This window comes from Azospirillum sp. Sh1 (genome assembly GCF_008365135.1).
Classification (GTDB): Bacteria; Pseudomonadota; Alphaproteobacteria; order Azospirillales; family Azospirillaceae; genus Azospirillum; species Azospirillum oryzae.
Map to the genome: position 1 here is coordinate 71519 of NZ_VTTK01000001.1, position 21381 is coordinate 92899.

At 67.7% G+C, this 21381-nt stretch carries 24 protein-coding genes; 13 read left to right on the forward strand and 11 right to left on the reverse strand.

Annotated features, from left to right (window positions below):
• Positions 1 to 97: 97 nt before the first annotated feature.
• Together FZ029_RS00325 and FZ029_RS00330 are read left to right on the forward strand one after the other, a co-directional pair.
• A complete protein-coding gene (locus FZ029_RS00325; protein WP_149198482.1) occupies positions 98 to 778 on the forward strand; it encodes a carbonic anhydrase in 681 nt (226 codons plus the stop codon).
• A 101-nt stretch (positions 779 to 879) separates the two neighbouring features.
• Positions 880 to 1143: a hypothetical protein gene (locus FZ029_RS00330; RefSeq protein ID WP_149267561.1), complete on the forward strand. Its 264-nt coding sequence runs from the start codon at positions 880 to 882 to the stop codon at positions 1141 to 1143.
• On the opposite strand, the gene FZ029_RS00335 is transcribed toward FZ029_RS00330, so the two are convergent.
• Positions 1119 to 2903 (reverse strand): tetratricopeptide repeat protein, encoded by a 1785-nt coding sequence (locus FZ029_RS00335; protein WP_149267562.1) that lies wholly within the window; start codon positions 2901 to 2903, stop codon positions 1119 to 1121. The two genes, FZ029_RS00330 and FZ029_RS00335, sit on opposite strands and share 25 nt — an antisense overlap.
• A 183-nt stretch (positions 2904 to 3086) precedes the next feature.
• On the opposite strand from FZ029_RS00335, the gene FZ029_RS00340 reads away from it, so the two are divergent.
• Entirely contained in the window at positions 3087 to 3542 is a 456-nt protein-coding gene (locus tag FZ029_RS00340) for a hypothetical protein (RefSeq protein ID WP_149267563.1), read from the forward strand.
• A 5-nt stretch (positions 3543 to 3547) separates the two neighbouring features.
• Here the strand turns inward: FZ029_RS00340 and FZ029_RS00345 are convergent, their stop codons facing one another.
• The gene (locus FZ029_RS00345) at positions 3548 to 4003 is read right to left on the reverse strand and encodes a TIGR02444 family protein (protein ID WP_247892077.1); all 456 of its coding nucleotides are present in this window, start codon (positions 4001 to 4003) and stop codon (positions 3548 to 3550) included.
• A 24-nt stretch (positions 4004 to 4027) separates the two neighbouring features.
• Entirely contained in the window at positions 4028 to 5122 is a 1095-nt protein-coding gene (locus FZ029_RS00350) for an ATP-dependent 6-phosphofructokinase (protein WP_149198478.1), read from the reverse strand.
• 272 nt (positions 5123 to 5394) lie between these two features.
• Here FZ029_RS00350 and FZ029_RS00355 point away from each other — a divergent pair, with 272 nt between their 5' ends.
• Entirely contained in the window at positions 5395 to 5595 is a 201-nt protein-coding gene (locus FZ029_RS00355) for a DUF465 domain-containing protein (RefSeq protein WP_085089646.1), read from the forward strand.
• A gap of 122 nt (positions 5596 to 5717) precedes the next feature.
• Here FZ029_RS00355 and FZ029_RS00360 read toward each other — a convergent pair whose 3' ends face one another.
• On the reverse strand, positions 5718 to 6182 hold the full coding sequence (locus FZ029_RS00360; protein ID WP_247892078.1) for a group III truncated hemoglobin: 465 nt from the start codon (positions 6180 to 6182) through the stop codon (positions 5718 to 5720).
• A 215-nt stretch (positions 6183 to 6397) separates the two neighbouring features.
• Here FZ029_RS00360 and purE point away from each other — a divergent pair, with 215 nt between their 5' ends.
• From purE to FZ029_RS00385, 5 genes are all read left to right on the forward strand, one after another.
• Positions 6398 to 6934: a 5-(carboxyamino)imidazole ribonucleotide mutase gene (gene purE / locus FZ029_RS00365; protein WP_149198477.1), complete on the forward strand. Its 537-nt coding sequence runs from the start codon at positions 6398 to 6400 to the stop codon at positions 6932 to 6934.
• Positions 6935 to 6970: 36 nt separating this feature from the next.
• A complete protein-coding gene (locus tag FZ029_RS00370) occupies positions 6971 to 8095 on the forward strand; it encodes a 5-(carboxyamino)imidazole ribonucleotide synthase (protein ID WP_149267564.1) in 1125 nt (374 codons plus the stop codon).
• A 139-nt stretch (positions 8096 to 8234) separates the two neighbouring features.
• Positions 8235 to 8597: a hypothetical protein gene (locus tag FZ029_RS00375; protein WP_149267565.1), complete on the forward strand. Its 363-nt coding sequence runs from the start codon at positions 8235 to 8237 to the stop codon at positions 8595 to 8597.
• Positions 8598 to 8667: 70 nt separating this feature from the next.
• On the forward strand, positions 8668 to 9831 hold the full coding sequence (locus FZ029_RS00380) for an acyltransferase (RefSeq protein ID WP_149267566.1): 1164 nt from the start codon (positions 8668 to 8670) through the stop codon (positions 9829 to 9831).
• Positions 9832 to 10159: 328 nt separating this feature from the next.
• Positions 10160 to 11923, forward strand: a complete 1764-nt coding sequence (locus FZ029_RS00385; protein ID WP_149267567.1) for an EAL domain-containing protein — start codon at positions 10160 to 10162, stop codon at positions 11921 to 11923.
• Positions 11924 to 11938: 15 nt separating this feature from the next.
• On the opposite strand, the gene FZ029_RS00390 is transcribed toward FZ029_RS00385, so the two are convergent.
• The 4 genes from FZ029_RS00390 to fumC all read right to left on the reverse strand — a co-directional run bounded on the left by FZ029_RS00390 (position 11939) and on the right by fumC (position 14790).
• Positions 11939 to 12145, reverse strand: a complete 207-nt coding sequence (locus tag FZ029_RS00390; RefSeq protein WP_149267568.1) for a hypothetical protein — start codon at positions 12143 to 12145, stop codon at positions 11939 to 11941.
• Between the two features lie 137 nt (positions 12146 to 12282).
• Positions 12283 to 13005 (reverse strand): DUF599 domain-containing protein, encoded by a 723-nt coding sequence (locus FZ029_RS00395; protein WP_149267569.1) that lies wholly within the window; start codon positions 13003 to 13005, stop codon positions 12283 to 12285.
• Positions 13006 to 13097: 92 nt separating this feature from the next.
• Positions 13098 to 13313 (reverse strand): ribbon-helix-helix domain-containing protein, encoded by a 216-nt coding sequence (locus tag FZ029_RS00400; protein ID WP_149198471.1) that lies wholly within the window; start codon positions 13311 to 13313, stop codon positions 13098 to 13100.
• Between the two features lie 85 nt (positions 13314 to 13398).
• Positions 13399 to 14790: a class II fumarate hydratase gene (fumC, locus tag FZ029_RS00405; protein ID WP_149267570.1), complete on the reverse strand. Its 1392-nt coding sequence runs from the start codon at positions 14788 to 14790 to the stop codon at positions 13399 to 13401.
• A gap of 305 nt (positions 14791 to 15095) precedes the next feature.
• Between fumC and FZ029_RS00410 the strand changes: the two genes are divergently transcribed.
• Entirely contained in the window at positions 15096 to 15344 is a 249-nt protein-coding gene (locus FZ029_RS00410; RefSeq protein WP_149198469.1) for a hypothetical protein, read from the forward strand.
• A 359-nt stretch (positions 15345 to 15703) separates the two neighbouring features.
• Positions 15704 to 15919, forward strand: a complete 216-nt coding sequence (locus FZ029_RS00415; RefSeq protein WP_149267571.1) for a hypothetical protein — start codon at positions 15704 to 15706, stop codon at positions 15917 to 15919.
• A 9-nt stretch (positions 15920 to 15928) separates the two neighbouring features.
• On the opposite strand, the gene FZ029_RS00420 is transcribed toward FZ029_RS00415, so the two are convergent.
• On the reverse strand, positions 15929 to 16426 hold the full coding sequence (locus tag FZ029_RS00420) for a GNAT family N-acetyltransferase (RefSeq protein WP_149267572.1): 498 nt from the start codon (positions 16424 to 16426) through the stop codon (positions 15929 to 15931).
• 93 nt (positions 16427 to 16519) lie between these two features.
• Complete coding sequence (locus FZ029_RS00425) at positions 16520 to 17587, reverse strand: glycosyltransferase (RefSeq protein ID WP_149198466.1); 1068 nt, start codon at positions 17585 to 17587, stop codon at positions 16520 to 16522.
• A gap of 377 nt (positions 17588 to 17964) precedes the next feature.
• On the opposite strand from FZ029_RS00425, the gene FZ029_RS00430 reads away from it, so the two are divergent.
• A complete protein-coding gene (locus FZ029_RS00430; RefSeq protein ID WP_149267573.1) occupies positions 17965 to 19245 on the forward strand; it encodes a lytic murein transglycosylase in 1281 nt (426 codons plus the stop codon).
• Positions 19246 to 19268: 23 nt separating this feature from the next.
• On the opposite strand, the gene FZ029_RS00435 is transcribed toward FZ029_RS00430, so the two are convergent.
• Positions 19269 to 19829: a hypothetical protein gene (locus FZ029_RS00435; RefSeq protein WP_246457385.1), complete on the reverse strand. Its 561-nt coding sequence runs from the start codon at positions 19827 to 19829 to the stop codon at positions 19269 to 19271.
• Positions 19830 to 20206: 377 nt separating this feature from the next.
• Between FZ029_RS00435 and FZ029_RS00440 the strand changes: the two genes are divergently transcribed.
• On the forward strand, positions 20207 to 21244 hold the full coding sequence (locus FZ029_RS00440; protein ID WP_149267574.1) for a response regulator: 1038 nt from the start codon (positions 20207 to 20209) through the stop codon (positions 21242 to 21244).
• The last annotated feature ends 137 nt before the right edge of the window (positions 21245 to 21381 follow it).

The window sequence follows — 21381 nt, forward strand, 5'->3', positions numbered from 1 at the left end:
CTTGGTGCGCGGACGCAATGCCGTTATACCGCTGTCAATGAATCATGACGCGGAGCCGGCAACGCCGCCGGCCGGCAGCAACGGGAACAGGCCGACCATGCCCTTCAGCAGCAAACCGAGCGAGCCCATCCGCCAGCTTCTGGCCGGCATCAAGTCCTTCCGCGCCCGTTACTACGAACGCCGGCCCGACAGCATGCGGCAACTGGTGACCGAAGGGCAGCACCCGGAGGTTCTGGTGATCGGCTGTTCCGACAGTCGGGTCGATCCCGCCCTGCTGACCACCGCCGAACCGGGCGAGCTGTTCGTCGTGCGCAACGTCGCCAACCTCGTCCCGCCCTATCAGCCCGACGGCGCCTATCACGGCACCTCGGCCGCCATCGAATACGCGGTCAAGTCGCTGAAGGTGTCGGAGATCATCGTGCTGGGCCATGCCCAGTGCGGCGGCATCCAGGGCCTGATCCGGCTGCGCGCCGGCCAGAAGTCGGAGGACGATTTCATTTCCCCCTGGGTATCCATCGCCGGTTCGGCGCTCGACCCCTATGTCGGACCGGAAGGCTCCGAACAGGCACGGGCCGATGCGGAAAAGCTGCAGGACACCCCGGCAGTGATCGAGCGGGCGGCGGTCCGCGCGTCTGTCGACAACCTGATGACCTTCCCCTTCGTGCGCGAAGGAGTGGAAGCAGGCACGCTGAACATCCATGGCTGGTGGTTCGACATCCAGACGGGCGAAATGTGGGCGATCAATCCCACCACGCGCCTGTTCCAGCCGTTCGAGTAAAGATCGAGCGAAGCGCAGACGCGGGAATTTATCGGCGCCCTGCCCTGTTGAAGGCGAAGGAATGCTTTTTCTTCGCCACCACCAACCGGGAAGGGAATGCCATGAAGACCGCGCTTCGAGTCCTTATCATCGCCGCCGTGCCGCTGGCGCTCGCCGCCTGCAACCAGACCAGCAGCAGCGGCAGTGGCGGCGGCCTGTTCGGCGGCAGCGGCGGCGGGCTGTTCGGGTCGGGAGGTTCCGATTCGTCCTATGCCCGCAACGGCCGCTGCGACGACCCGCGCTACAACACCTCCAACGGCGGCCGGGCAGAGGCCGGGACCGACGATTACGACTGCTCGCGCTACGGCAACGGCCTGAAACGCTGAGCCAGCGCCGCCAGTTCGGCAGCCATGTGCCCGGCGACCGACGGCCAGTCGCCGGGCGCCGGCTGCCGGAACAGGCGGGCGGTCGGATACCAGGGGCTGTCGTCGCGGCCGGTCAGCCAGCGCCAGTCGGGCGAAAAGGGCAGCGCCAGCCACAGCGGCGCGCCGAGCGCGCCTGCCAGATGGGCCGGCCCGGTGCAGGACGACACCACGAGGTCGAGGTTGGCCATGATCGCCGCGGTGTCGGCGAAGTCGCCGATCTCCGGCCCCAGGTCGGTGAAGCTGTCCGGCAGGACGGCATCGGCGAGGTCGGCGCGCCCCGGCCCCATCTGCAAACCGTAGAAGCGGCATCCCGGCACGTCGAGCAGCCCGCGCAGACCGGCCAGCCTGGGTGAGCGCTCCTCGTCGCCGGGAAAGCGCGGGTTGCCGGCCCAGACGAGCCCGACGCGCATCGCGCCATGCGCCCCCAGCCGGCCTCGCCAGCGGGCGACACGCTGGGGATCGGGGCGCAGATAGGGGATATCGGCCGGCACGCCGTCCACGACGGTGGCGAAGGCGCGCGGCAGGCTCATCAGCGGGCATTCGAGGTCGAAGGGCGGCAACGGGTCGCCGCGGGCGATGACCTGCGCCGCCCCCTCCACACCCGGCATCGGCTCCAGCAGGGGCAGCAGGGGGCGCTGCACCTCCAGAACCACCCGGCCGCCGCGGGCCGCCACCAACGGGACATAGCGCAGAAACTGCAGCGTGTCGCCCAACCCCTGTTCGGCATAGAGCAGGATGGTCCGGCCGTTCAGCGGCTCGCCGCGCCATGTCGGCTGATTGAGGCGGCGCCAGGGCGGCTCGGCACGGTCGTCATGGCGGCGCCAGTCGAACTCCGGCCAGCCGCGCGCGTAATCGCCGGCCATCAAGCGGGCGAAGCCGCAATTCCAGTGCAGGCCGCCATCCTGCGGCCGGTCGGCCAGGGCGCGCTCGAAGTCGGCAGCCGCCTCCGCCGGGCGGGCCATGGCGATCAGGGCGGTGCCGCGGGCCGCATACAGCGACGGACCGGGCCGCAGTCGTTCGGCCACCGTGAAGGCCTCCAGCGACTCCGGGAAGCGGCCAAGCTTGGCCAGGACGGCACCCTGCACCTCCCACGCCTCGCCGGCATTCCGGTCGAGCGCCAGCGAATCGCGGGCGGCGGTCTCCGCCTCCGCCCAGCGGCGTTGCGCGGCGAGCGCTGCGGCCAGGGTCGCGTGCGCGACGGCGGAGCGGGCGTTCGGACGGAGCGAGCGACGGGCACAGCGCTCGGCCGATGCGGGATCGCCGGACGACAGCAGGGCGGCGGCCCGGTTCGCCAGTGCGTCGGCATGGCCGGGCACCAGGGCCAGCGCCTTGGCGGTGGCGAGCAGCGCCGCCTCCGTTCGCCCCAGCCGGCGCAGGGCACCGGCACGGCTGGCGTGGGCGTCGGCAAGGTCGGGCATGAGACGCAACGCCCGGCCATAGAGCCGCACGGCATTGTCCAATGCAGCGGCCGACTGCTCCACCCCGGCGAGGTTGGAAAGGCCGCCGGCGCCGTCGGGACGCAACGCCACCGCAAAGCGCAGGATGCGGCCAGCCGAGCCGAAGCGGCCGGTCTGGGCGGCGAGCACGCCCAGCAGTTCCATGGCATCGGCATGTTCCGGATCGGCGTTGAGGATTCGGCGATAGAGGTCCTCCGCCTCCGCCACCCTGCCCGCCTGATGGTGGTCGAGGGCGATCAGCAGGGCCTGCGACAAAGTAACCATCGGAACTCTTGCGGGTTGGCGGGCGCGTTGCCGGGGCCCAGATCATGCCCCGGCACCCCCTCCCCGGTCCAGCCGGGCACGGTCGGAAATCGTCGCAAACGGTCACAGAATCGGGATTTTCCCTGGATTGTCATGAGGCTGACGCATCGCTATTGTCCGCGCCGCACTCCTGAGGAGCGGATCATGAACTCCCGCCCAATCCGGGCACTTCGCCAATCCGGCTTCCGCCGAGGCCAATCCGGCTTCCGCCGGGGCCAATCCGGCCTCCACCGGGTCACTCTCGCCGCCGCCCTGTTGCTGGGCTTCGGGATCGCTGCCGCGCAGGCCAACGAAGGCGCCAAGTCGAACGGCTGCCCGTGGGCGCAGGACGTGACGCTGGAGATCAACGGCAAGACCCTGACGCTGAAGCAGGATGTCTTCACCACCACCAGCGCCGAGCCGATCGAGATCGAGTCCTTCAAGGTCGTCCCGCTGGTCGACCAGCTGAAGCTGCGCATCATCGGCCCCAAGGGGCGCGAGTGGGAAGCGGCGCTGACCCGTCTGGTCAGTGGCAAGCGCTGCAGCGCCTTCTATGCGGGCAAGCCGGTGCTGGTGTCGAACGTCACCCGCAATCCGGACGAGCTGATTCTGAACAGGTAGGCGGTCTAACTCAGCACCCCGACCAGTTCGTCCAGCGCCTGGTCGCCGCCCGGCACCAGCAGCGCCATGTTGGCGGCGGCCAGTTCCACGCTGCCGCCCGGCTGCGGCAGGAACCCGCCGGCGGCGAACAGGCGGTCCTGCTGGACGCGCTCAGCCTCCAGTTCCGCGGCCTTCATGCGGCGGTAGAGGGCGTCGTCCTCCGTCTTGGCGCGGCGGCGCAGGGCACGCAGCGGGCGCACCATCTCATCGCGCCAGCCGGACACCGATCCGTCGATGCGGGCAATGTCCTCGGCGGACAGGCGGATGCCGCAATCCAGCCCGGCCCAGGCGGCGAACAGCAGGACATTGACGTCCACCCCGCGCCGGTCTTGCAAGGCCAGACAGCAGGCGGGCACCCCCGGCCGTCCGTAGACGGCCAGGGAGAAGTCCCAGAACGGGTTCGCCGACATCGAGCCTGTCATGGGGCGCCGCTCATGAGGCGCCCGTCAGTCGCCGAAGCTGATGTTCAGGCCGCGGGCGGTCTTCACCAGCGCGCCGTCCAGTTCGACACAGGAGTAATGCTCGATCGCCTCGGTGATCGGCACGTCGATGACGCTGCGGTTGGACCAGGCGACCATGCGGTTGAACTTGCCTTCCGCGATCAGGTCGACGGCATGGACGCCGAAGGCCGACGCGATCAGGCGGTCGCGCGGGCTGGGCATGCTGCCGCGCTGGACATGGCCGAGCACGGTGACGCGGGTCTCGGCCCCGGTGGCGTCGGCGATCTTCTCGCCGATATAGTCGCCGATGCCGCCATAGCGCTTCTCGCCGCCCTGGAGGATCTTCTTCACACCGGTGCCTTCCAGCGTCTTCACCGCTTCGGACACCACGACCAGGGCGAAATTGCGCCCCGAATCGCGGACGTCCTTGATCTTGGTGGCGATGCTTTCGATGGAATAGGGGATTTCCGGGATCAGGATCACGTCGGCCCCGCCGGCGATGCCGGCCGCCAGCGCGATGTGGCCGGCATCGCGGCCCATCACCTCCAGAACCATCACGCGGTGGTGGCTGGCGGCGGTGGGCTGCAGGCGGTCCAGCGCCTCCACCGCCACGGCGACGGCGGTGTCGTAGCCGACCGACACCTCGGTCTTGCCCAGGTCGTTGTCGATGGTCTTGGGCACGCCCACCATCGGGAAGCCGCCCTTCTGCGCCAGCTTGTGCAGAATGGCGAAGCTGCCGTCGCCGCCGATGCCGATCAGCGCATCCAGGCCGAGTTCGCGGTAACCGCCGATGATCTCGTCGGAACGGTCCTTCAGCGTGCCGTCGGGCATCGGATAGGCGAAGGGGTCGCCGCGGTTGGTCGTGCCCAGGATGGTGCCGCCCTGGCGCATCATGTGCCCGTCGACGGAGCCGAGGTCGAGCGTCTGGTACTGCACCGGACGCTGGAGCAGGCCCTGGGTGCCTTCCTTGATGCCCAGCACCTGCCAGCCATAGCCGGTGGCGCGGTGGACCACCGCACGGATGACCGCGTTCAGCCCGGCGCAATCGCCGCCGCTGGTCAGGATGCCGATACGCTTGCCGGCTTTAATTGGGGCAGTCATTGAGGGTTTCCCGTCCCGTTCGCCTGTTCATTGAAATGGACCACCATGTTACCGGAACAGGCGTTTCCCGCAATCATTGCCGGTATCCGCAAAGGAGGCATCGGGCCGATCCCCTCGCCGCGGCGATATCCCGGATGGCCAAAGGACCGAACCGGCGGTTTGGCGGTGCCGTGCCGCCGGATTTCTGGTATAGTTCGGCCCGCCCAGCCAACGGGTCACCCGCAAGAGCACCCCCGACCCACCCGGGGCAACGGCCATTCCTAACGGGCGCGATGAACGAGCAAGAGATTTTGAAGGAAAAGCTGGCGAGCTTGCGCAGCGAGCACCGCGACCTGGACGACGTCATCGCCCGGCTGGTCGAACGCGCGCCCTATGACCAGTTGCAGATGCAGCGGCTGAAAAAGCGCAAGCTGATGCTGAAGGACCAGATCATGGTCCTGGAGAGCCGGCTGCTGCCGGACATCATTGCTTAACCAAACGGGCCTGTGGACGTCGTCCCCGCGAAGGCGGGGATCCAGGCTTCCCGATCAGGCACCTGAAAAGCCTGGATTCCCGCCTTCGCGGGAATGACGGCTTGCCTGACGGGAAAGCACCCTCACTCCTTCTTGGGCACGGTGAAGAACTGGATGCCCATCTGGAAGCTGCGGGCGATGTTCTCGGCCTTGCCGATCAGGAAATTGGCGCCCTCGGCCGGCAGGACCTCGTGGGCGGTCTCGCGGAACAGGCCGAGCCAGCGCTCGAAATGCGGCGGCTCCAGCCCAAGCGAGATGTGGACCGGCATCGGGCGGCCGTCGTAACGCTGGGTCAGCAGCGCGATGGACGACCAGAAATCCATCATCTTGCGCAGATGCGGTTCCCAATCGGTGATGGCGCGGCCGAAGATCGGACCAAGCTCCTCGTCCTTCATGATCTTGCCGTAGAAGGTCCGCACCAGCGTCTCGATCGACGCCTCGTCGATGCCGACGGCGGCCATCCGTTCCTCCGCCATCGCGGTGCGGATGTCGCGGTGCTCTTTGCGCCGGTCGTCGTTGGGGTCTTCAATGGGAGCGGCGTCGGTCATGCGATGGGTCCGGTTCCGGGAATGAGCAGGGTCTATCCAGTCCATATATGACGGCACCATAGGTGGAACCATGTTCCATCGGAAGGGCCGGAATGTCGCAGCCGCAGGCTCGGATTCATCCTGGCCGGAGGAAGAGGCGCAGAGGCGCCTCTGGACAGGCGCCCGACTCTTCCTATAATGCGCCGCTTTCCGGACCTTGAGGAAAGCGCCAGGCCGTGACCGCCGATCACTCCCCGAACAGCACCCCTTCGGCTGCCGGCGCCCAGCCGCTGGTCGGCATCATCATGGGCAGCCAGTCCGATTGGACGACGATGAAGCATGCCGCCGACACGCTGGCGGCGCTGGGCGTCCCGCACGAGGTCCGCATCGTTTCCGCCCACCGCACCCCGCACCGGCTGGTGGAATACGCCACCACCGCCAAGGCGCGCGGGCTGAAGGTGGTAATCGCCGGGGCCGGCGGCGCCGCCCATCTGCCGGGCATGGCCGCGTCGATGACGCCGCTGCCGGTGTTCGGCGTCCCGGTCGAAAGCCACGCGCTGAAGGGCATGGACAGCCTGCTGTCGATCGTGCAGATGCCGGGCGGCGTCCCGGTCGGCACGCTGGCCATCGGCAAGGCCGGCGCCATCAACGCGGCATTGCTGGCCGGCTCGGTCATCGCGCTGATGGACCCGGCGGTGGCAGAGGCGCTGGACGGCTGGCGCGCCCGCCAGACCGCCGCAGTGGCCGAGGCCCCCGTCGACGATCCCACCTGACGCGATCCTGCCAGACAGACAGAAAGCCCGACCGCCATGACCGGCAAGCCAACCGGCACCCCCCTGCCCCGCCTCGCCCCCGGTTCCACCATCGGCATGCTGGGTGCCGGACAGCTCGGCCGGATGACGGCGCTTGCCGCCGCGCGGCTGGGCTACAAGACCCATGTCTATGCCCCCGACGCGGCCGACAGTCCGGCGGCGCAGGTCAGCGCCGCCGCGACGGTGGCGGACTGGGATGATCTGGAGGCGCTGGAGCGCTTCGCCCGCTCGGTCGACGTGGTGACTCTGGAATGGGAGAATGTGCCGGTCGCCACGGCCGAGCATCTGCGCCGCTTCACCAATCTGAACCCCGGCCCGAACGTGCTGTCGGTGGCGCAGGACCGCATCGCCGAGAAGAGCTTCGTCAACGGGCTCGGCATCGCCACCGCCCCCTGGCGCGCGGCCAACAGCGCCGAGGAGGTTGCCCGCGCGGTGGCCGAGGTTGGTCCGCGCTGCGTGCTGAAATCGACGCGGCTCGGTTATGACGGCAAGGGGCAGGCGCGGCTCGACAGCGGCAGCGATCCGGCCGCCGCCTGGGCCGGCATTGGCGGCGGCAAGCCGGGGGTGGAGGGCATCGTCGAGGGCTTCGTCACCTTCGCCTGCGAGGTGTCGGTGATCGTCGCCCGCGGCGCCGACGGCGCGATGGTCGCCTACCCGGCGGTGGAGAACCGCCACAAGGACGGCATCCTCGACGTCACCATTGCCCCGGCCTCGGCGGACAAGGTGTCGGATCGGACCGCGGCGGAGGCCGACCGCATCGCGCGCCGCATCGCCGAGGCTTTGGATCTGGTCGGCGTGCTGGCGGTGGAGATGTTCGTCACCGCCGACGGCAGGGTGCTGGTCAACGAAATGGCGCCGCGCCCGCACAATTCCGGACACTGGACCATGGACGCCTGCGCCACCTGCCAGTTCGAACAGCTGGTGCGCGCGGTCTGCGGCCTGCCGCTGGGATCGGTGGAGCGGGTGGCGGATGCCGAGATGACCAACCTGATCGGCGACGACGTGCTGCGCTGGCCTGACCTGCTGGCCGAACCCGGCGCCCGGCTGCACCTGTACGGCAAGGCGGAGGCGCGGCCCGGCCGCAAGATGGGCCACGTCAACCGGCTGTTCGCGCGCCGCTGACGGTCCGGATCGCGCAAAGACGTGAAGGCCCCGCCGACCGGACCGGTCGCGGGGCCTTTTTCATGCCAGGATTCATGACAGGGCGAAGTTCGTTCTCGCCACGGCCGATCTGCAGCCACTGCACGCGCTGCGCCGGTGGATGGGCATCATCCGGTTTTCCGGCCGCGACGAGATGGATGAAGGATGCCGGGCCGAACGGCCGGGCACAATCACGGGGACGTTCAACCGCTGGTCGCAGGAGGCGTACCGCCCCGGCGGCAACCAGCAGGTGGCAGGGAAGCGAATCCGTGCGGTGTCCCGCGCGATCGGCGATATGACCGTCCGCCAACCCGGCGCATCCGCACACCCTGGGAATTATACACTCCACACGGGCGACCTGACGGAGGTAGCCACCGCAATCCTTCGCAATAAGCCGTATTTTCGACTATTTGGCTGCATGGCCGGCATTTACTTTCACCCGGCGGTTATTGAACGCAATATTCCTTACCATTCGAAGGAATAATTCGCCGCAACCATAGTATCGGCAGCCGAAATGACCTGACTGAGATGACACCCGGATTTGGAGAATCCCAATGCGCTTTCCAGTGCTCGACGGCTGGCGCGGTTTATGCGCCTTATTCGTGGCTTTGTTTCATTTTAGCGCATTAGGGAATTTCTATTTTAATCCGTTCATTCGCGGCAGTTATTTGTTTGTCGACTTCTTCTTTGTCCTTAGCGGCTTCGTCATCACCCATGCCTATCTCGGGCGCCTGAACTCGGCCCCGGAGGCCGGGAGTTTTCTTGTCCGGCGGTTGGGCCGTGTCTGGCCCCTGCATGCGGTCACCCTGGTCGCCTTCATTCCGCTGGAGATCGTCAAGGCGTTGGCGATCCACGGCGAGGCCGGGGCGTTCACCGGCCGCTTCGCGCCGTCGTCCATCCTCAGCAACCTCTTCCTGGTCCATTCGCTGGGCGTCGAGGGCGAACTGACCTGGAACATGCCGAGCTGGTCGATCAGTGCGGAGCTTTTCGCCTATGTCACCTTTGCCCTGGTCTGCCTGCTGGCCCGCCGCCCCTGGCTGGTGACGGCGTCCGCCGTGGCTCTGTCGGCCGCCGGCGCCTTCGTCGTCATGGGATGGTCGGACCAATACATCGACAGCAGTTTCGACCTTGGCTATTTCCGCTGCCTGTACGGCTTCTTCGCCGGGCATATCGTGTACCGCCTGTTCCTGACCGCCCGCAGCGCCGGGCTGGCAAGGCTGCCGATGGCGGGGCTGATCGAGGCGGCCTGTCTGGCCGCGGTGATCGTTTTCGTGGCGATGGCGCGCGGCAACGCCCTATCCTTCGCCTCGCCTCTGCTGTTCGGTCTGGTGGTCTGGGTGTTCGCCTTCGAGGGTGGATCGTTCTCGCGGCTGCTGGCGAAGCGGCCCTTCCAGTGGCTGGGCGCCCGTTCCTACTCCATCTACATGGTGCATGCGCTGGTCATCGCCCTGTACCAGAAGACTGCGGCGGTGATGCAGAAGCTGCTGGGCCAGCCGATGTTCGTCGAGACGGCGGTCGACGGCGGCGAGTCGCGGCTGATCTTCTTCGGTGCGACCTGGGTGATGGATGGGCTTGCCCTCGCCTATCTGGCGATGGTGGTCGGGGTGTCCGCCCTGACCTACCGCTTCGTCGAGATGCCCGGACAGACCAGCGTCAACGCAGTGCTTCTGGGCCGGCGCAAACCCACAGCGCAGCCGGCAACCGTGGAAGTCACCTGAGCCGGCGCTCAGGGCGCGGGAATTGTGGCGGCCCCTCGACAACCCACTCGCGAGAGCCGTCGATTCCCGACCGGCACTCCGAACGGCGATCGTTGCGGCAGCGGAATGATGGCGTCAAGTTTTCGGTAACGATAATTTTCGAGAAGACAGGCAGAAGGCAAGGCACCGCAGGATTGTTAGCATTTGCGGGATAGATGACACAAATTGCCGCGCTTTGTTAAGCCGGAGGTCGTCGGCAACAGACTCTCTTCTAACCTATGGCGATATTGGTTACTCTCGGTCACATTCATCCTGAAACTCTCTAAACTTTGATGCAATTTGTAACCTCATGACGATGCCGTTGGCGCAAGACAGTGCAGGACGCTCCGCCCCGGTGATGGCGCCGGCCATCGGCCCGGTGGTGACGCCGGCTGCCGGTTCGGCGGCGCCGCGCCGTCAGGCGTCGAGCCGCGACCGCGACCGCTTCGTCGGCTTTGCGTTCGCCGCCGCCGATCTGCTGATCGAAACGGATGCGCACGGCAACATCCTGTTTTCCGCAGGGGCACGCTGCCGTCTGACCAAGGGCGAGGTCGGCGGTCTGGTCGGCACCAATCTGATGGAGGTGGTCGCGCCCGGCGACCGCAAATACGTCCATGTCCTGTTCGACCGCATCCGGGAGAAGGCGCGGATCAAGCCGTCGCGCGTGCTGTTCCAGGCCTTCGACGGGCAGCAGTTCCCGGCCCTGCTGGGCGGGTGCCGGCTCGATTCCTGTCCGGGGTCGCTGTTCCTGACCGTGCTGTTGACCGCACCGCAACGCCACGGCGCCGGTGCAGCCGCCGCCGCGCAGGGCGAGTTGCTGGACCAGACCGGCTTCGCCGGCATCCTGGAGGAGCGGATCCTCGCCGCCCGCGAGAAGGGGCTCGACCAGGGACTGACCCTGCTGCTCGTCGAAGGTCTGCAGGCGATGGTGGAGGCGATGCCGGAAGGCGCCGCGGCGGAGGTGCGCGAGGGCATCGACGCCTATCTGCGCGGCATCTCCGCCGACGGCGACAGCGCCGGGCAGCTGACCGGCGACCGGTACGGCATCGTCCATGCCACCGACATCGACGGGAACGAGGTGCAAGGCCACATCGCCCAGATCATCGAGGCGGCGGGCGGCGCCCTGCCCGGCGGCATCCGGTCCTGGACGCTGGACATGGCCGACGACCGGCTGGACGCGGCGGATGCGGCCCGCGCGCTGGTCTATACGGTGCAGGCCTTCGCCTCGGCGCAGGGCGGGGAGTTCACCATCTCCAGCCTGGAGGATGGCGCCAACCGGCTGATGGCCGGCGCGGTGGAACGGATCGGCCAGCTGCGCGCGACGATCGACAACCGCGACTTCATCGTCGTCTACCAGCCGATCGTCGACATCGGCACCGGCGCCGTCCACCATCTGGAGGCGCTGACCCGTGTCGACGGGATGAAGTCGCCGGCCGACTTCATCACCTTCGCCGAGGATGTCGGGCTGATCTACGATTTCGACCTGCTGCTGACCCGGACGGTGCTGGACACGCTGCAGGAATTCCGCAAGGAGCCAAAGCTGCCGGACGTGGCGATCAACCTGTCGGCCAAGACGCTGATGAGCCCGATCTTCCTCAAGCAGTTCCAGTCGGTCGTCGCCCCCTATGGCGATCTGGCCGCGAAGCTGCTGATCGAGGTGACGGAAACCGTGGTCGTCACCGACATCGCCAAGCTGAACGAGGTGCTGCAGAAGCTGCGCGAGGGCGGATTCCGCATCTGCCTGGACGATGTCGGCGCCGGTTCGACCAGCTTCCAGTCGCTGTACGGCATCCAGGCCGATTACGCCAAGATCGACGGCAGTTTCGTCCGCGGCGCCGTCGGCAACCCGCGCGACATGGCCATGCTGCGGTCGATGGTCGACGTCTGCCGCCAGCTGGGGCTGGACCTGATCGGCGAGCAGGTGGAAGAGACGGTGCACGCCGACCTGCTGACCGGGCTGGGGGTGTCGCTGGCCCAGGGCTTCCTGTTCAGCCGGCCGTCGCGGGACTTCGCCTATTTCGCCAAGGACTGGTCGAAGGTGCGCAGCGGCGGCAAGGTGCTGCTGAAGGGCTGAGCCGGGCCGGCCGGATCAGGCGAGCGCCGTCGCTCCAGCGAAGTCACCCATCCCGTCGATGCTGTGGACCTGCTCCAACCGGTGGCGGGCGGCGTCCAGCAGTTGCCGGTTATGGGCGAGCGCATTCGCGCCCGCACATCCGTCACGCAGGTGCACGCGGCGCAGCAGCGCTTCGGCCTGGTCCAGGGTATCCATGATGCTCAGTGCGGTATCGGCGTCCATCGTCGCCCTCATATCCTCTGCGCCGCGCGGGAAGTACGGCGCTCCGTCTTGGATGCGTCGACCTTAGACGCTGCAACTCGCCATCAGGTAGAGGATATTTGGTCGCACACGCGGGAGAAATGACGGCTTTTTAATTGTTATTTCATCTTGGTTGAATCGTTTCTCTCCAGCCATTGCGTCTGCGCGCGGATGACCTTCTCGGTGGCGGAAAATGCCTGACGGCGGGTAAGAACCAGAACAACGCCGCTGGACGCCGCGATCAGGGGAATCGGGCCGATGACCCAGACCAGGGCGGCCAGGGCGAAGTAATAGGCGCGGATACCGCCGTTCAGCGCGGTGATCGCCAGGGTCAAGGCCTCGCCAATGGACTGGGCGATGACCTTGCGGTCTTCCGGCGGCACCGGCGGCATCGGGGCCGAGCCGATCAGGGCGCAGCAGTAATTGTACTGGCGCAGTGCCCAGGTGAACTTGAAGAAGCCGAAGGTGAAGATCACCACCATCAGCAGCATCTTGATCTCGAACAGCTGGGGCGAGGTCTGGACGGCGAAGGACAGGCCGGAGACGAACTGCTGTGCCCGTTCCGCCGCGCCGAAGGACCCGATCAGGCCGGCCAGCACCAGCATGTTGGTGGAGGCGAAGAAGGTGCAGCTGTGCATGGTGTGGCCGAACAGCTGCGAATCGATGATGCGGTTGTCCCGCTCCAGCATCCGTTCGATCCAGTGACGGCGCACGATCCGCAGATGCTGGTTCAGCACGTTTCGGCCGGTCAGCAGATGGTCCTGGGTGATGGTGAAGCCGACCCAGGAGCCGACGAACCAGACGAAGGCGATGATGTCGAGCGTGGTGACGTCGGCGGGCATGGCGGCGGGATCTCGTCGGGAGGCGGACGGCCAGCAAGCGTGTACGCCGGTGGCGGACGGCTGTCCATTGCGGCTGTCCGCGAACCACTCTCTTACCCCTCCCCGGCTCCGCGCCCCTGCACCGCCTTCAGGACATGGACGCGGATCGCGCTGGAGAGATTGCCGGTGCGGGTCTGGTCGATCTCCTCGATCAGGGCGTTCACCGACAGACCGCGGGCCTGGGCGACCGATTTCAGGGCGTCCCAGAACTCCTCCTCGAGGGAGACGCTGGTGGGGTGGCCGGCGATCAGGACCGAACGCTTCTTCATCGTCACGCACGCACCGCAAGTGGGGGATGGGGGTGGTCAGAGGAAGGCCGGAACGGCCGGGAACCACCCCACCCTAACCCCAAGCTTAACCGGGACCAACCATCCGTTCGGGTCGAACCCATTGATCGAATTGCTCATCCGTCAGGAGTCCGAGTTCGCGTCCGGCCTCCTTTAGACTTGTCCCTTCCTTGTGGGCTTTCTTGGCGATCTTCGCCGCATTGTCATAGCCGATGTGGGGATTGAGCGCCGTCACCAGCATCAGGCTGTCCGACACCAGCTTGGCGATGCGGTCGCGGTTGGCCTCGATTCCCACCACGCAATTGTCGGTGAAGCTGTTCGCCGCATCGGCCAGCAGACGGATCGACTGCAAAACGTTGAAGGCGATCACCGGCTTGAACACATTCAGTTCGAAATGTCCGGTGGCGCCGGCGATCGTCACGGTGGTGTGGTTGCCCATCACCTGGGCGCAGACCATCGTCATCGCCTCCGACTGGGTCGGGTTGACCTTGCCGGGCATGATGGAGGAGCCGGGCTCGTTCTCCGGCAGCGACAACTCGCCGATGCCCGACCGCGGGCCGGAGCCCAAGAGGCGGATGTCGTTGGCGATCTTCATCAGCGACACCGCCAGCGTGTTCAGGTGCCCGTGCACGTCGACCAGCGAATCATGGGTCGCCAGCGCTTCGAACTTATTCTCCGCGGTGACGAAGGGAAGGCCGGTGAAGGCCGCCACCTCCTCCGCGAACGCCTCGGCGAAGCCGGGCTTGGCGTTCAGGCCGGTGCCGACCGCCGTGCCGCCCTGGGCCAGCCGGTAGATCTGCGGCAGCGCGCCCTTCACCCGCGCGATGCCGTAGGAGACCTGGGCGGCATAGCCGGAGAACTCCTGTCCCAGGGTCAGCGGAGTGGCATCCTGCAGATGGGTGCGGCCGATCTTGACGATGTCCTGGAAGGCATCGGACTTGGCGTCCAGCGCCGTGCGCAGATGCTCCAGCGCCGGGATCAGGCTGCGCACGATCTCGTCGGCCGCCGCGATGTGCATGGCGGTGGGGAAACTGTCGTTGGACGACTGCCCCATGTTGACATGGTCGTTGGGGTGGACCGGCGTCTTCGACCCCATGGTGCCGCCGAGCTTCTCGATGGCGCGGTTGGCGATCACCTCGTTGGCGTTCATGTTGGACTGGGTGCCGGAGCCGGTCTGCCAGACCACCAACGGGAAATGGTCGGCCAGCCGGCCGTCGATCACCTCGTCCGCCGCCTCCATGATCGCGGCGCCCAGTTTGGGATCGAGCACGCCCAGCTTCAGGTTGGCGGCGGCGGCGGCGCGCTTCTGGATGCCCAGCGCACGCACCAGCGGGGCCGGCATGCGTTCCCCGCCAATGCGGAAATTCTGGAGCGAGCGCTGGGTCTGCGCGCCCCAGTAACGGTCGGCCGGAACGTCTATGGGGCCGAAGCTGTCGGTTTCGGTGCGGACACCGCTCATGGTCGGACCTTTCCTGATCGCCGCTTTTGGTCACGGATGGGGCGGGTTGCAAATGCTCCCGCCCCGCCTGATCTTTGCGGTGAAGGCACGGACGGCAAGGGGCGGATTGACGGGGCGTTTCGGGGCGATCCAAGCGGGAGCTTGGGCGACTCGGCAGGAATCCTCGCTTCACCCCCGAATTTGTTCTTGTTGCGTTCGCAGTTCTTCCGTACCCTTTTCCGAGTGACCGGTTGAGCCGCCGCAAGTCGGGCGGTCATCGACAAATTTCGGCGACAGCATTGGGCGACAGCGACAGGGGGAACAGAATGGACGATCTGGCACACGACCATATCCGCGCCTTCATTGCCCGGACGCGCGTTTCGGAGATGAAGAGCCGCGGCTGGCGCGTTCTCGGCACGGGGGAGGAAGGATCCGTCCTGATGGAAGGCCCGATGCTGGCCGGGCGGGCCGCCGTGCTGGATGCGCCCATCGGCGGGATTTTCGACGATCTGGTCGCCCGCGCGCTGGAACGCGCCGACGCACGCGACCGCATGACCGCCCGCCGCGCCGCCTGATCACATCGGGCCGCCGGCATTTTCAGGGGGCCCGATCCCCAACGGGGTTGACGGGACTGCACCCTTTGGTAGTCCCTCCCTCCAATTCCCTCGGGCGGTCTGAGCAACCAGACATAGCGGTGCGTGTTGTCATAGTGCATGCCACCCGCCGGGACATCCGGCAGTGACCCATTGTTGCAGGGTATCGAGCGTCACCCCAGACGCTCGAGGTAACTCTTCCGAGTGGTCGTAGGCGACGCGACCATAGATCGGAAGTACCCCCGAAGATACCACCTGCTACATAGTCCTGTTAGGAAGTCTTTAACTGGACCGATGGCTTTATGAAGTCATCGGGAACGCTCAGGCCAAGGGAGATTTACATGATCGGCGCCGTCAACACCAAGAAGATCAACGCGTCCTCTGTGGCCCATATCGCGCTTCTCGATCAGTTCATTCGATTGACCCAAGACACCATCGTCGAGCAGGACGACGCTTTCGTTCGCGACAGCTTGGTCGATCTCCTGGCCAACTTGCGCAACGAACGCGCCGACTATGCCGAGATCATCGGCGCGTCCGCGTTGAACCGCGCCGTCTGATCCCCCGCCTTACTTCTCCCCGGCCAAACCCTCGGCCGCGAGATTGGCCAGCGCTTCGCCGGTCAGGCGGTAGGGAAGCCATTCCTTCATCTGGCTGAACCCGATCCGGTCGTAGAAGCCCCGCGCCGGGTTCCAATCCAGGACACTCAGATCGACGCGACGGTAGCCGCGCTCCACCGCGCGTTGCGCCACCGCGGCCAGCAACTTGCGGCCGACGCCGTAGCGCCGCGCGTCGGGGGTGACGTAGAGGTCCTCGACATACAGGCCGGGCCGCCCCTCCCAGGTGGAGAAGTTGCGGAAGGTCAGCGCGAAGCCGGCCGGCGTGCCGTCCAGTTCGGCGATCAGCGCCTCGAACACCGGCTGCGGTCCCCAGCCGTCGCGGCGGAAATCCTCCTCGGTCGCCTTGACCGCATCGGCCTCGCGCTCGAACTCCGCCAGTTCGCGGACGAAGCGCAGGATGGTGGAGCAGTCCTCTTCGACGGCAGGGCGGATGGTGACGGTCGGCATCGGTGACAGGCTCCCTGATTTGGGGCAAACGAAACGGGGAGCGGACCATAGCCCGCTCCCCGCTCTTGTGCACTCCCGTTGAACATGACGCCGTCAGTCGTCGCCGCCGCCCTTCAGGTCGAGGATGCCGCGCAGTTCCTGCACGCGGCGTTCGGCGCTGTGTTCGGCCAGCACCCGCTTGCGCGCCCGGCGGCCGAGGTCGGTCAGGTGGTTGCGCGGCAGCATCATTGCCGTGGTGACGTCGTCGGTCTGGGCGGCCACCAGGATCTCGCGGCCGGGCTCGAAGAAGCTGTCCAGCCCCTCCCACTGGTCGGCGACGATGGCGGAGCCGCAGGCGGCGGCCAGGAACAGCCGGTCGGACGGGCACCAGCCGATCCTGCGCTCGTCGTCACGGGCCAGCGTCAGCGCCAGGCTGGCCGAAGCGAGCACGTCGGCATGCTGCGCCGGGTCGAGATCGGGGAAGGTCAGGATGTTGGAGGCGCGCGGCACGCCGTCCGGCAAATCGGCGCCGACCAGCACGAAGCGACGGCGGGTCAGCCGCTGGGCGGGGTTGATGAAGAAATTGTCCAGCCCTTCGCGGATGCCGTCCGGCCCGCCGACGATGCAGCAGAGGTCGCCCAGATACTCCCGCTTGAAATCACCGGGCTTGTCCACCTCCGGAACGATCCAGGGATAGAGCGGGACCACCGACTCCGCACCGGCCTTGGCGCGATAGCGGTCCAGCGCCGGCCCGCCGCAGGAGGCGAGCACCATGTCGAAGCCGCCCAGCCCGTCGGCCGGCAGATGGGCCACGCTCTCCCCCGCCTCCAGCGCGGTCAGGCTGACCGCCGCTTCGGGATCGTAGAGCACACGGCGCGGCGCCTTGGACTGGCGGACGAGGTCGGCGGCATGGCGGGCGTCCGGCCCTTGCGCCACCACCAGCGCAACGCCGGCATCGTCGGCCTGCGCCGCCGCCTCCACCGCGACATCGTCCCAGGCGCCGTAGGACAGCACGTCGCCGCCGGGAATCGTCCAGGGCGTCGGCGCATCCGGGCCGCTGCGTTCGACCGCGACGACGCGATGGCCGCGGATCGCCAGCGCCTGGATCAGCGCACGCCAGCGCGATCTGTGCCCGCCATCATGGCGATACCCGTTGGTCAAGCCGAAGATCACGATTTTCATGGCGACGGCACCCTTGGCGTTCCGTGACAGAAGGCGGCCTCTTCGTCGAAGCGGCACCCGATCGATGCGGTTTCCGGATCGAAGCGCCTCCAGTTCAACGCGATTGAGGAAGGCGGTGTTCCGGATTTCGCTCCCGTCCCGTCAACCCTGTCGGGAACCGGTCTTCCCGGGACCATCGCCGAAGGGTGGAGCCCCGCCGGACGGGAATTGCGAAAGCGATGCATTGGATTTTGATATGGACCGGTCCGCCGGCCCTGCAAGCGTGTCGTCCCCGCAATCGGGGGTTCCACCCCGGAGGCGTCCATTTGTCGGTTGAGCCTTGCGGCCGGGAGCCTTAGGGTCACGCCCCGGTTCCCCCTCCGATCACGGTCGAGCGCATGCGAGTCCCGTTCCGTCATCCCGCCCGCCTCCTTCTCGCCACCCTGCTGATGGCCGGCTGCCAGAGCACCGGCGCCACCGCCCCGGTCGTCTCCGGCACCGCCACCACCGGCATGCCGACTGCCGCCATCCCGGCCCCGGCGGCGGCGCAGCAGTCCGTCTCCTTCGCCGAATGGCTGGCGGCCCTGCGTGCCGAGGCGCTGAGCCAGGGCATCCGACCGCAGACCTTCGACCGCGCCTTCCAGCGGGTGAAGCTGTCCGACCGCGTGGTGGAACTGGACTCGGCACAGCCCGAGTTCACCCGGCAAGTGTGGCAGTATTTGGACAGCGCCGTGAATGAAAAGCGCGTCCAGGACGGCCGGCAGAAGCTGCAGGAGCATGCGGCGTTGCTTTCCCGCATCACCCGCCGCACCGGCGTGCCGGGGGAGATCCTGGTCGCCTTCTGGGGGGTGGAGTCCGATTTCGGCAAGTCCACCGGCAACTTCTCGGTCATCGACGCGCTGACGACGCTGGCCTTCGAAGGCCGCCGTGCCGCCTATTTCCGCTCGGAACTGCTGGCGGCCCTTCGCATCCTCGAGTCCGGCGACATCGCGCCGGAACGGATGAGCGGCTCCTGGGCCGGGGCCATGGGCCAGACCCAGTTCATGCCGACCGTGTTCCTGCGCAACGCGGTGGACGAGGACGGCGACGGTCACCGCGACATCTGGGGCAGCATGCCCGACGTGCTGGCCTCCACCGCCAAGTTCGTGCTCGCCAACGGCTGGCGGCCGGGCGAGTCCTGGGGTCAGGAGGTGCGGCTGCCCGACGGCTTCCCCTACGATCAGGCGGAGCTGAGCATCACCAAGCCGCTTTCGGAATGGCGCCGGCTGGGCGTGCGTCCGCTGGACGGAAGCGAGCTGGACGGCGACGGGTCCGCGGCGATCCTGGTGCTGGCCGGGCATCGCGGGCCGGCGTTCCTGGTGCGTGACAATTTCCGCGCGATCATGCGCTACAACCCGTCGACCAGCTATTCGCTGGCCGTTGCATTGCTGGCCGACCGCATGACCGGCAAGCCCGGCGTCCGCGGCAGCTGGCCGCGCGAGGAACAGGCGCTGACCCGTGACGAGCGCATCGACCTGCAGCAGCGGCTTGGGGCGCTCGGCATGGAGCCGGGCGCGGCGGACGGCATCGTCGGGGCCAACACGCGCAACGCGGTGCGGCGGTTCCAGGCGTCCATCGGGGAAATCCCGGACGGCTTCGCCACCAAGGGACTGCTGGAGCGGTTGCGGCAGCGGTCGTAAGGGCGGCGTCGTCGGGGGGCGGTCTAACGCATCGGCGCAGACTTCCCCTCCCCCACCATCCAGCCGCGCAGCAGCCCCCAGGCGCCGGCCAGCAGAACCGCCGCCACGCCGGCGCCGACCAGCGCATCCGGCGCGCCGTCCAGCAGAAGCCAGCTTGCCGCCAGACCGACCAGCCCGGCGGCGAGCGGCAGAACATCCTTGCGCGAACACAGCCAGATCGCCCGCAGGGTCAGCGTGCCGCGCCGGTTGGCGAACAGCAGGGTCGCGCTCGCCACCGTCACGCCGATGGCCAGCAGCAGGGCAAGGCTGGCGAGCGGCACGTCGGGCATCGCCATGCCGGCAATGCTGCGCCCGGCCGTCACCACCAAGGCCACGGCGGCGACGGCCAGCGCCACCCCCTGCAGCAGCGACAACCGGGCGCGCAGGTCGGGTCGCCGCCCCATTCCGGCCAGGGTCACCGCATGGCCGGCGGCGTGGTTCAGCACCAGCAGCGCCGCCGCCCACAGCGACACCGCCTGCGTCGCGTTGGCGGCGGCGAGCAGCAGGGCGCCGAGCAGCCCGTTCACCACCATCGCCATCCGCATCGTGTGCTTCAGGTCGTCCGGCCCGCCGGACGGACGAGATGACCCTCCGCCGCAAGATCCGCCGCCGCAGGATCCGCCACCGCATCCGCCATCCATCGCACCGCCCTTTCCCATAGGAGAATGGTGGGAATCATAGGAGCACGGGGCCGGCGCGTCCATCGCCATCAGTATTTCCTGATATGCGCCGAATCCATGGCTGCGCATCGAAAGGGGTGGAGCCGCCAGCCTGCTACCCTTTCGAACGGCTCAGGGGATAACCCGGTCCACCCAACGGCGCATCGGGCGTCTCATTGGTCGCTTACCCGTCCCCCTCCATGAAAAGGAGCGGAGCGAGGCGGATATGGGGACAGACACAGCCGCATCATCGGAACCACTCCATGACGAAGCGCCCCGCCTCCCCCATCAAGATCCTGATTGTCGACGACAATCCGCTGCTGCAGCGGGCGTTGAAGGACATGCTGGGGCTTTGGGGCGTCGGCCAGATCACCGCGGTCGCCAACGGGCAGGAGGCCAAGGACGCCCTGCGGCGCGAGGTGTTCGACCTGATGGTGACCGACTGGGTGATGGAGCCGGTGGGCGGCGCGCAGCTGATCCAATGGATCCGTCAGTCGCCGGGCAGCCTGCGGCCCAACATGCCGATCATCGTGCTGACCGCCAACGCCGACCTCGCCACCGTGCGCAGCGCCTGGGATGCCGGCGCCGATTCCGTGCTGGCCAAGCCGGTGCCGGCCGCCACGCTGGCCCGGCGCATCGACGCGGTGCTGAACCGCCGTGACGGCGCCGCCCGGACCGGCAATGCGGAGCCGAGCCGCGACAGTGCGCGTCCGGCCGATCAAGGTGGTGCTTCCGCCGCCGGACTGCCCTCCCCCCGGCCCGCGGCGCCGCGCCCGGCGGCAAGCGGTGCGGCACAGCTGCCCCCTCCCACCCCGCCCTCAACCTTCCCGCCCTCAGCCGTCCCCGCATCTGCGGTACCGCCGGATCGCAGCGCCGCCACCATGCGAAGCGACGATCCGAAGCGGGTACGGCTGCTGTTGGCGCTCGACAAGCTGGAGGCGGCCATCGACCGGCCCGACCCGATCGGCAGCCGGCTGCGCCACTCCCTGTCCGATCTGCAGATCGCCACTGCCGGCGATTCCGCCGCGTCCTCCATCGTCGCGTCGCTGTCCACCTGCGTCACCTGGGTGGAGCCGGACGTCGAGGGCTATACCGACGCCCTGCAGGCCCATGCCGCGGCATTGCGCTGGCTGGTGGGATCGGACGGCAGCACCCAGTCGATGGCGGTGGCGCTTTGCCTGATCCGCACGTTGCGCGCCAGCGTTCGCACCCTCGCCGCCCGCGGCCACGGCGACTTCGGCACCTGGCCCGAAGGCGGCAGCCCGACCCCTCCGGGCAAATCCCCCCTCACCGGCCGCTGAGTCCATCCCCATATCGCTTGGACGGGCTCTGGGCGAGAAGGAAACGGAGCGGGAATTTCCGCAAGGCAGGGCATTCCATACGCTCCGTTACGGAAGACCGCCGGTTGCCGGCCGATCCTTGCTTTTTGCGATCCGGC

Excerpts from the sequence above, each read along its gene's own strand:
- FZ029_RS00325 (WP_149198482.1), top strand. The coding sequence starts at position 98 with ATGCCCTTCAGCAGCAAACCGAGCGAGCCCATCCGCCAGCTTCTGGCC.
- FZ029_RS00330 (WP_149267561.1), top strand. The coding sequence starts at position 880 with ATGAAGACCGCGCTTCGAGTCCTTATCATCGCCGCCGTGCCGCTGGCG.
- FZ029_RS00335 (WP_149267562.1), bottom strand. The coding sequence starts at position 2,903 with ATGGTTACTTTGTCGCAGGCCCTGCTGATCGCCCTCGACCACCATCAG.
- FZ029_RS00340 (WP_149267563.1), top strand. The coding sequence starts at position 3,087 with ATGAACTCCCGCCCAATCCGGGCACTTCGCCAATCCGGCTTCCGCCGA.
- FZ029_RS00345 (WP_247892077.1), bottom strand. The coding sequence starts at position 4,003 with ATGACAGGCTCGATGTCGGCGAACCCGTTCTGGGACTTCTCCCTGGCC.
- FZ029_RS00350 (WP_149198478.1), bottom strand. The coding sequence starts at position 5,122 with ATGACTGCCCCAATTAAAGCCGGCAAGCGTATCGGCATCCTGACCAGC.
- FZ029_RS00355 (WP_085089646.1), top strand. The coding sequence starts at position 5,395 with ATGAACGAGCAAGAGATTTTGAAGGAAAAGCTGGCGAGCTTGCGCAGC.
- FZ029_RS00360 (WP_247892078.1), bottom strand. The coding sequence starts at position 6,182 with ATGACCGACGCCGCTCCCATTGAAGACCCCAACGACGACCGGCGCAAA.
- FZ029_RS00370 (WP_149267564.1), top strand. The coding sequence starts at position 6,971 with ATGACCGGCAAGCCAACCGGCACCCCCCTGCCCCGCCTCGCCCCCGGT.
- FZ029_RS00375 (WP_149267565.1), top strand. The coding sequence starts at position 8,235 with ATGGGCATCATCCGGTTTTCCGGCCGCGACGAGATGGATGAAGGATGC.
- FZ029_RS00380 (WP_149267566.1), top strand. The coding sequence starts at position 8,668 with ATGCGCTTTCCAGTGCTCGACGGCTGGCGCGGTTTATGCGCCTTATTC.
- FZ029_RS00385 (WP_149267567.1), top strand. The coding sequence starts at position 10,160 with ATGACGATGCCGTTGGCGCAAGACAGTGCAGGACGCTCCGCCCCGGTG.
- FZ029_RS00390 (WP_149267568.1), bottom strand. The coding sequence starts at position 12,145 with ATGGACGCCGATACCGCACTGAGCATCATGGATACCCTGGACCAGGCC.
- FZ029_RS00395 (WP_149267569.1), bottom strand. The coding sequence starts at position 13,005 with ATGCCCGCCGACGTCACCACGCTCGACATCATCGCCTTCGTCTGGTTC.
- FZ029_RS00400 (WP_149198471.1), bottom strand. The coding sequence starts at position 13,313 with ATGAAGAAGCGTTCGGTCCTGATCGCCGGCCACCCCACCAGCGTCTCC.
- fumC (WP_149267570.1), bottom strand. The coding sequence starts at position 14,790 with ATGAGCGGTGTCCGCACCGAAACCGACAGCTTCGGCCCCATAGACGTT.
- FZ029_RS00410 (WP_149198469.1), top strand. The coding sequence starts at position 15,096 with ATGGACGATCTGGCACACGACCATATCCGCGCCTTCATTGCCCGGACG.
- FZ029_RS00415 (WP_149267571.1), top strand. The coding sequence starts at position 15,704 with ATGATCGGCGCCGTCAACACCAAGAAGATCAACGCGTCCTCTGTGGCC.
- FZ029_RS00420 (WP_149267572.1), bottom strand. The coding sequence starts at position 16,426 with ATGCCGACCGTCACCATCCGCCCTGCCGTCGAAGAGGACTGCTCCACC.
- FZ029_RS00425 (WP_149198466.1), bottom strand. The coding sequence starts at position 17,587 with ATGAAAATCGTGATCTTCGGCTTGACCAACGGGTATCGCCATGATGGC.
- FZ029_RS00430 (WP_149267573.1), top strand. The coding sequence starts at position 17,965 with ATGCGAGTCCCGTTCCGTCATCCCGCCCGCCTCCTTCTCGCCACCCTG.
- FZ029_RS00435 (WP_246457385.1), bottom strand. The coding sequence starts at position 19,829 with ATGCGGATGGCGATGGTGGTGAACGGGCTGCTCGGCGCCCTGCTGCTC.
- FZ029_RS00440 (WP_149267574.1), top strand. The coding sequence starts at position 20,207 with ATGACGAAGCGCCCCGCCTCCCCCATCAAGATCCTGATTGTCGACGAC.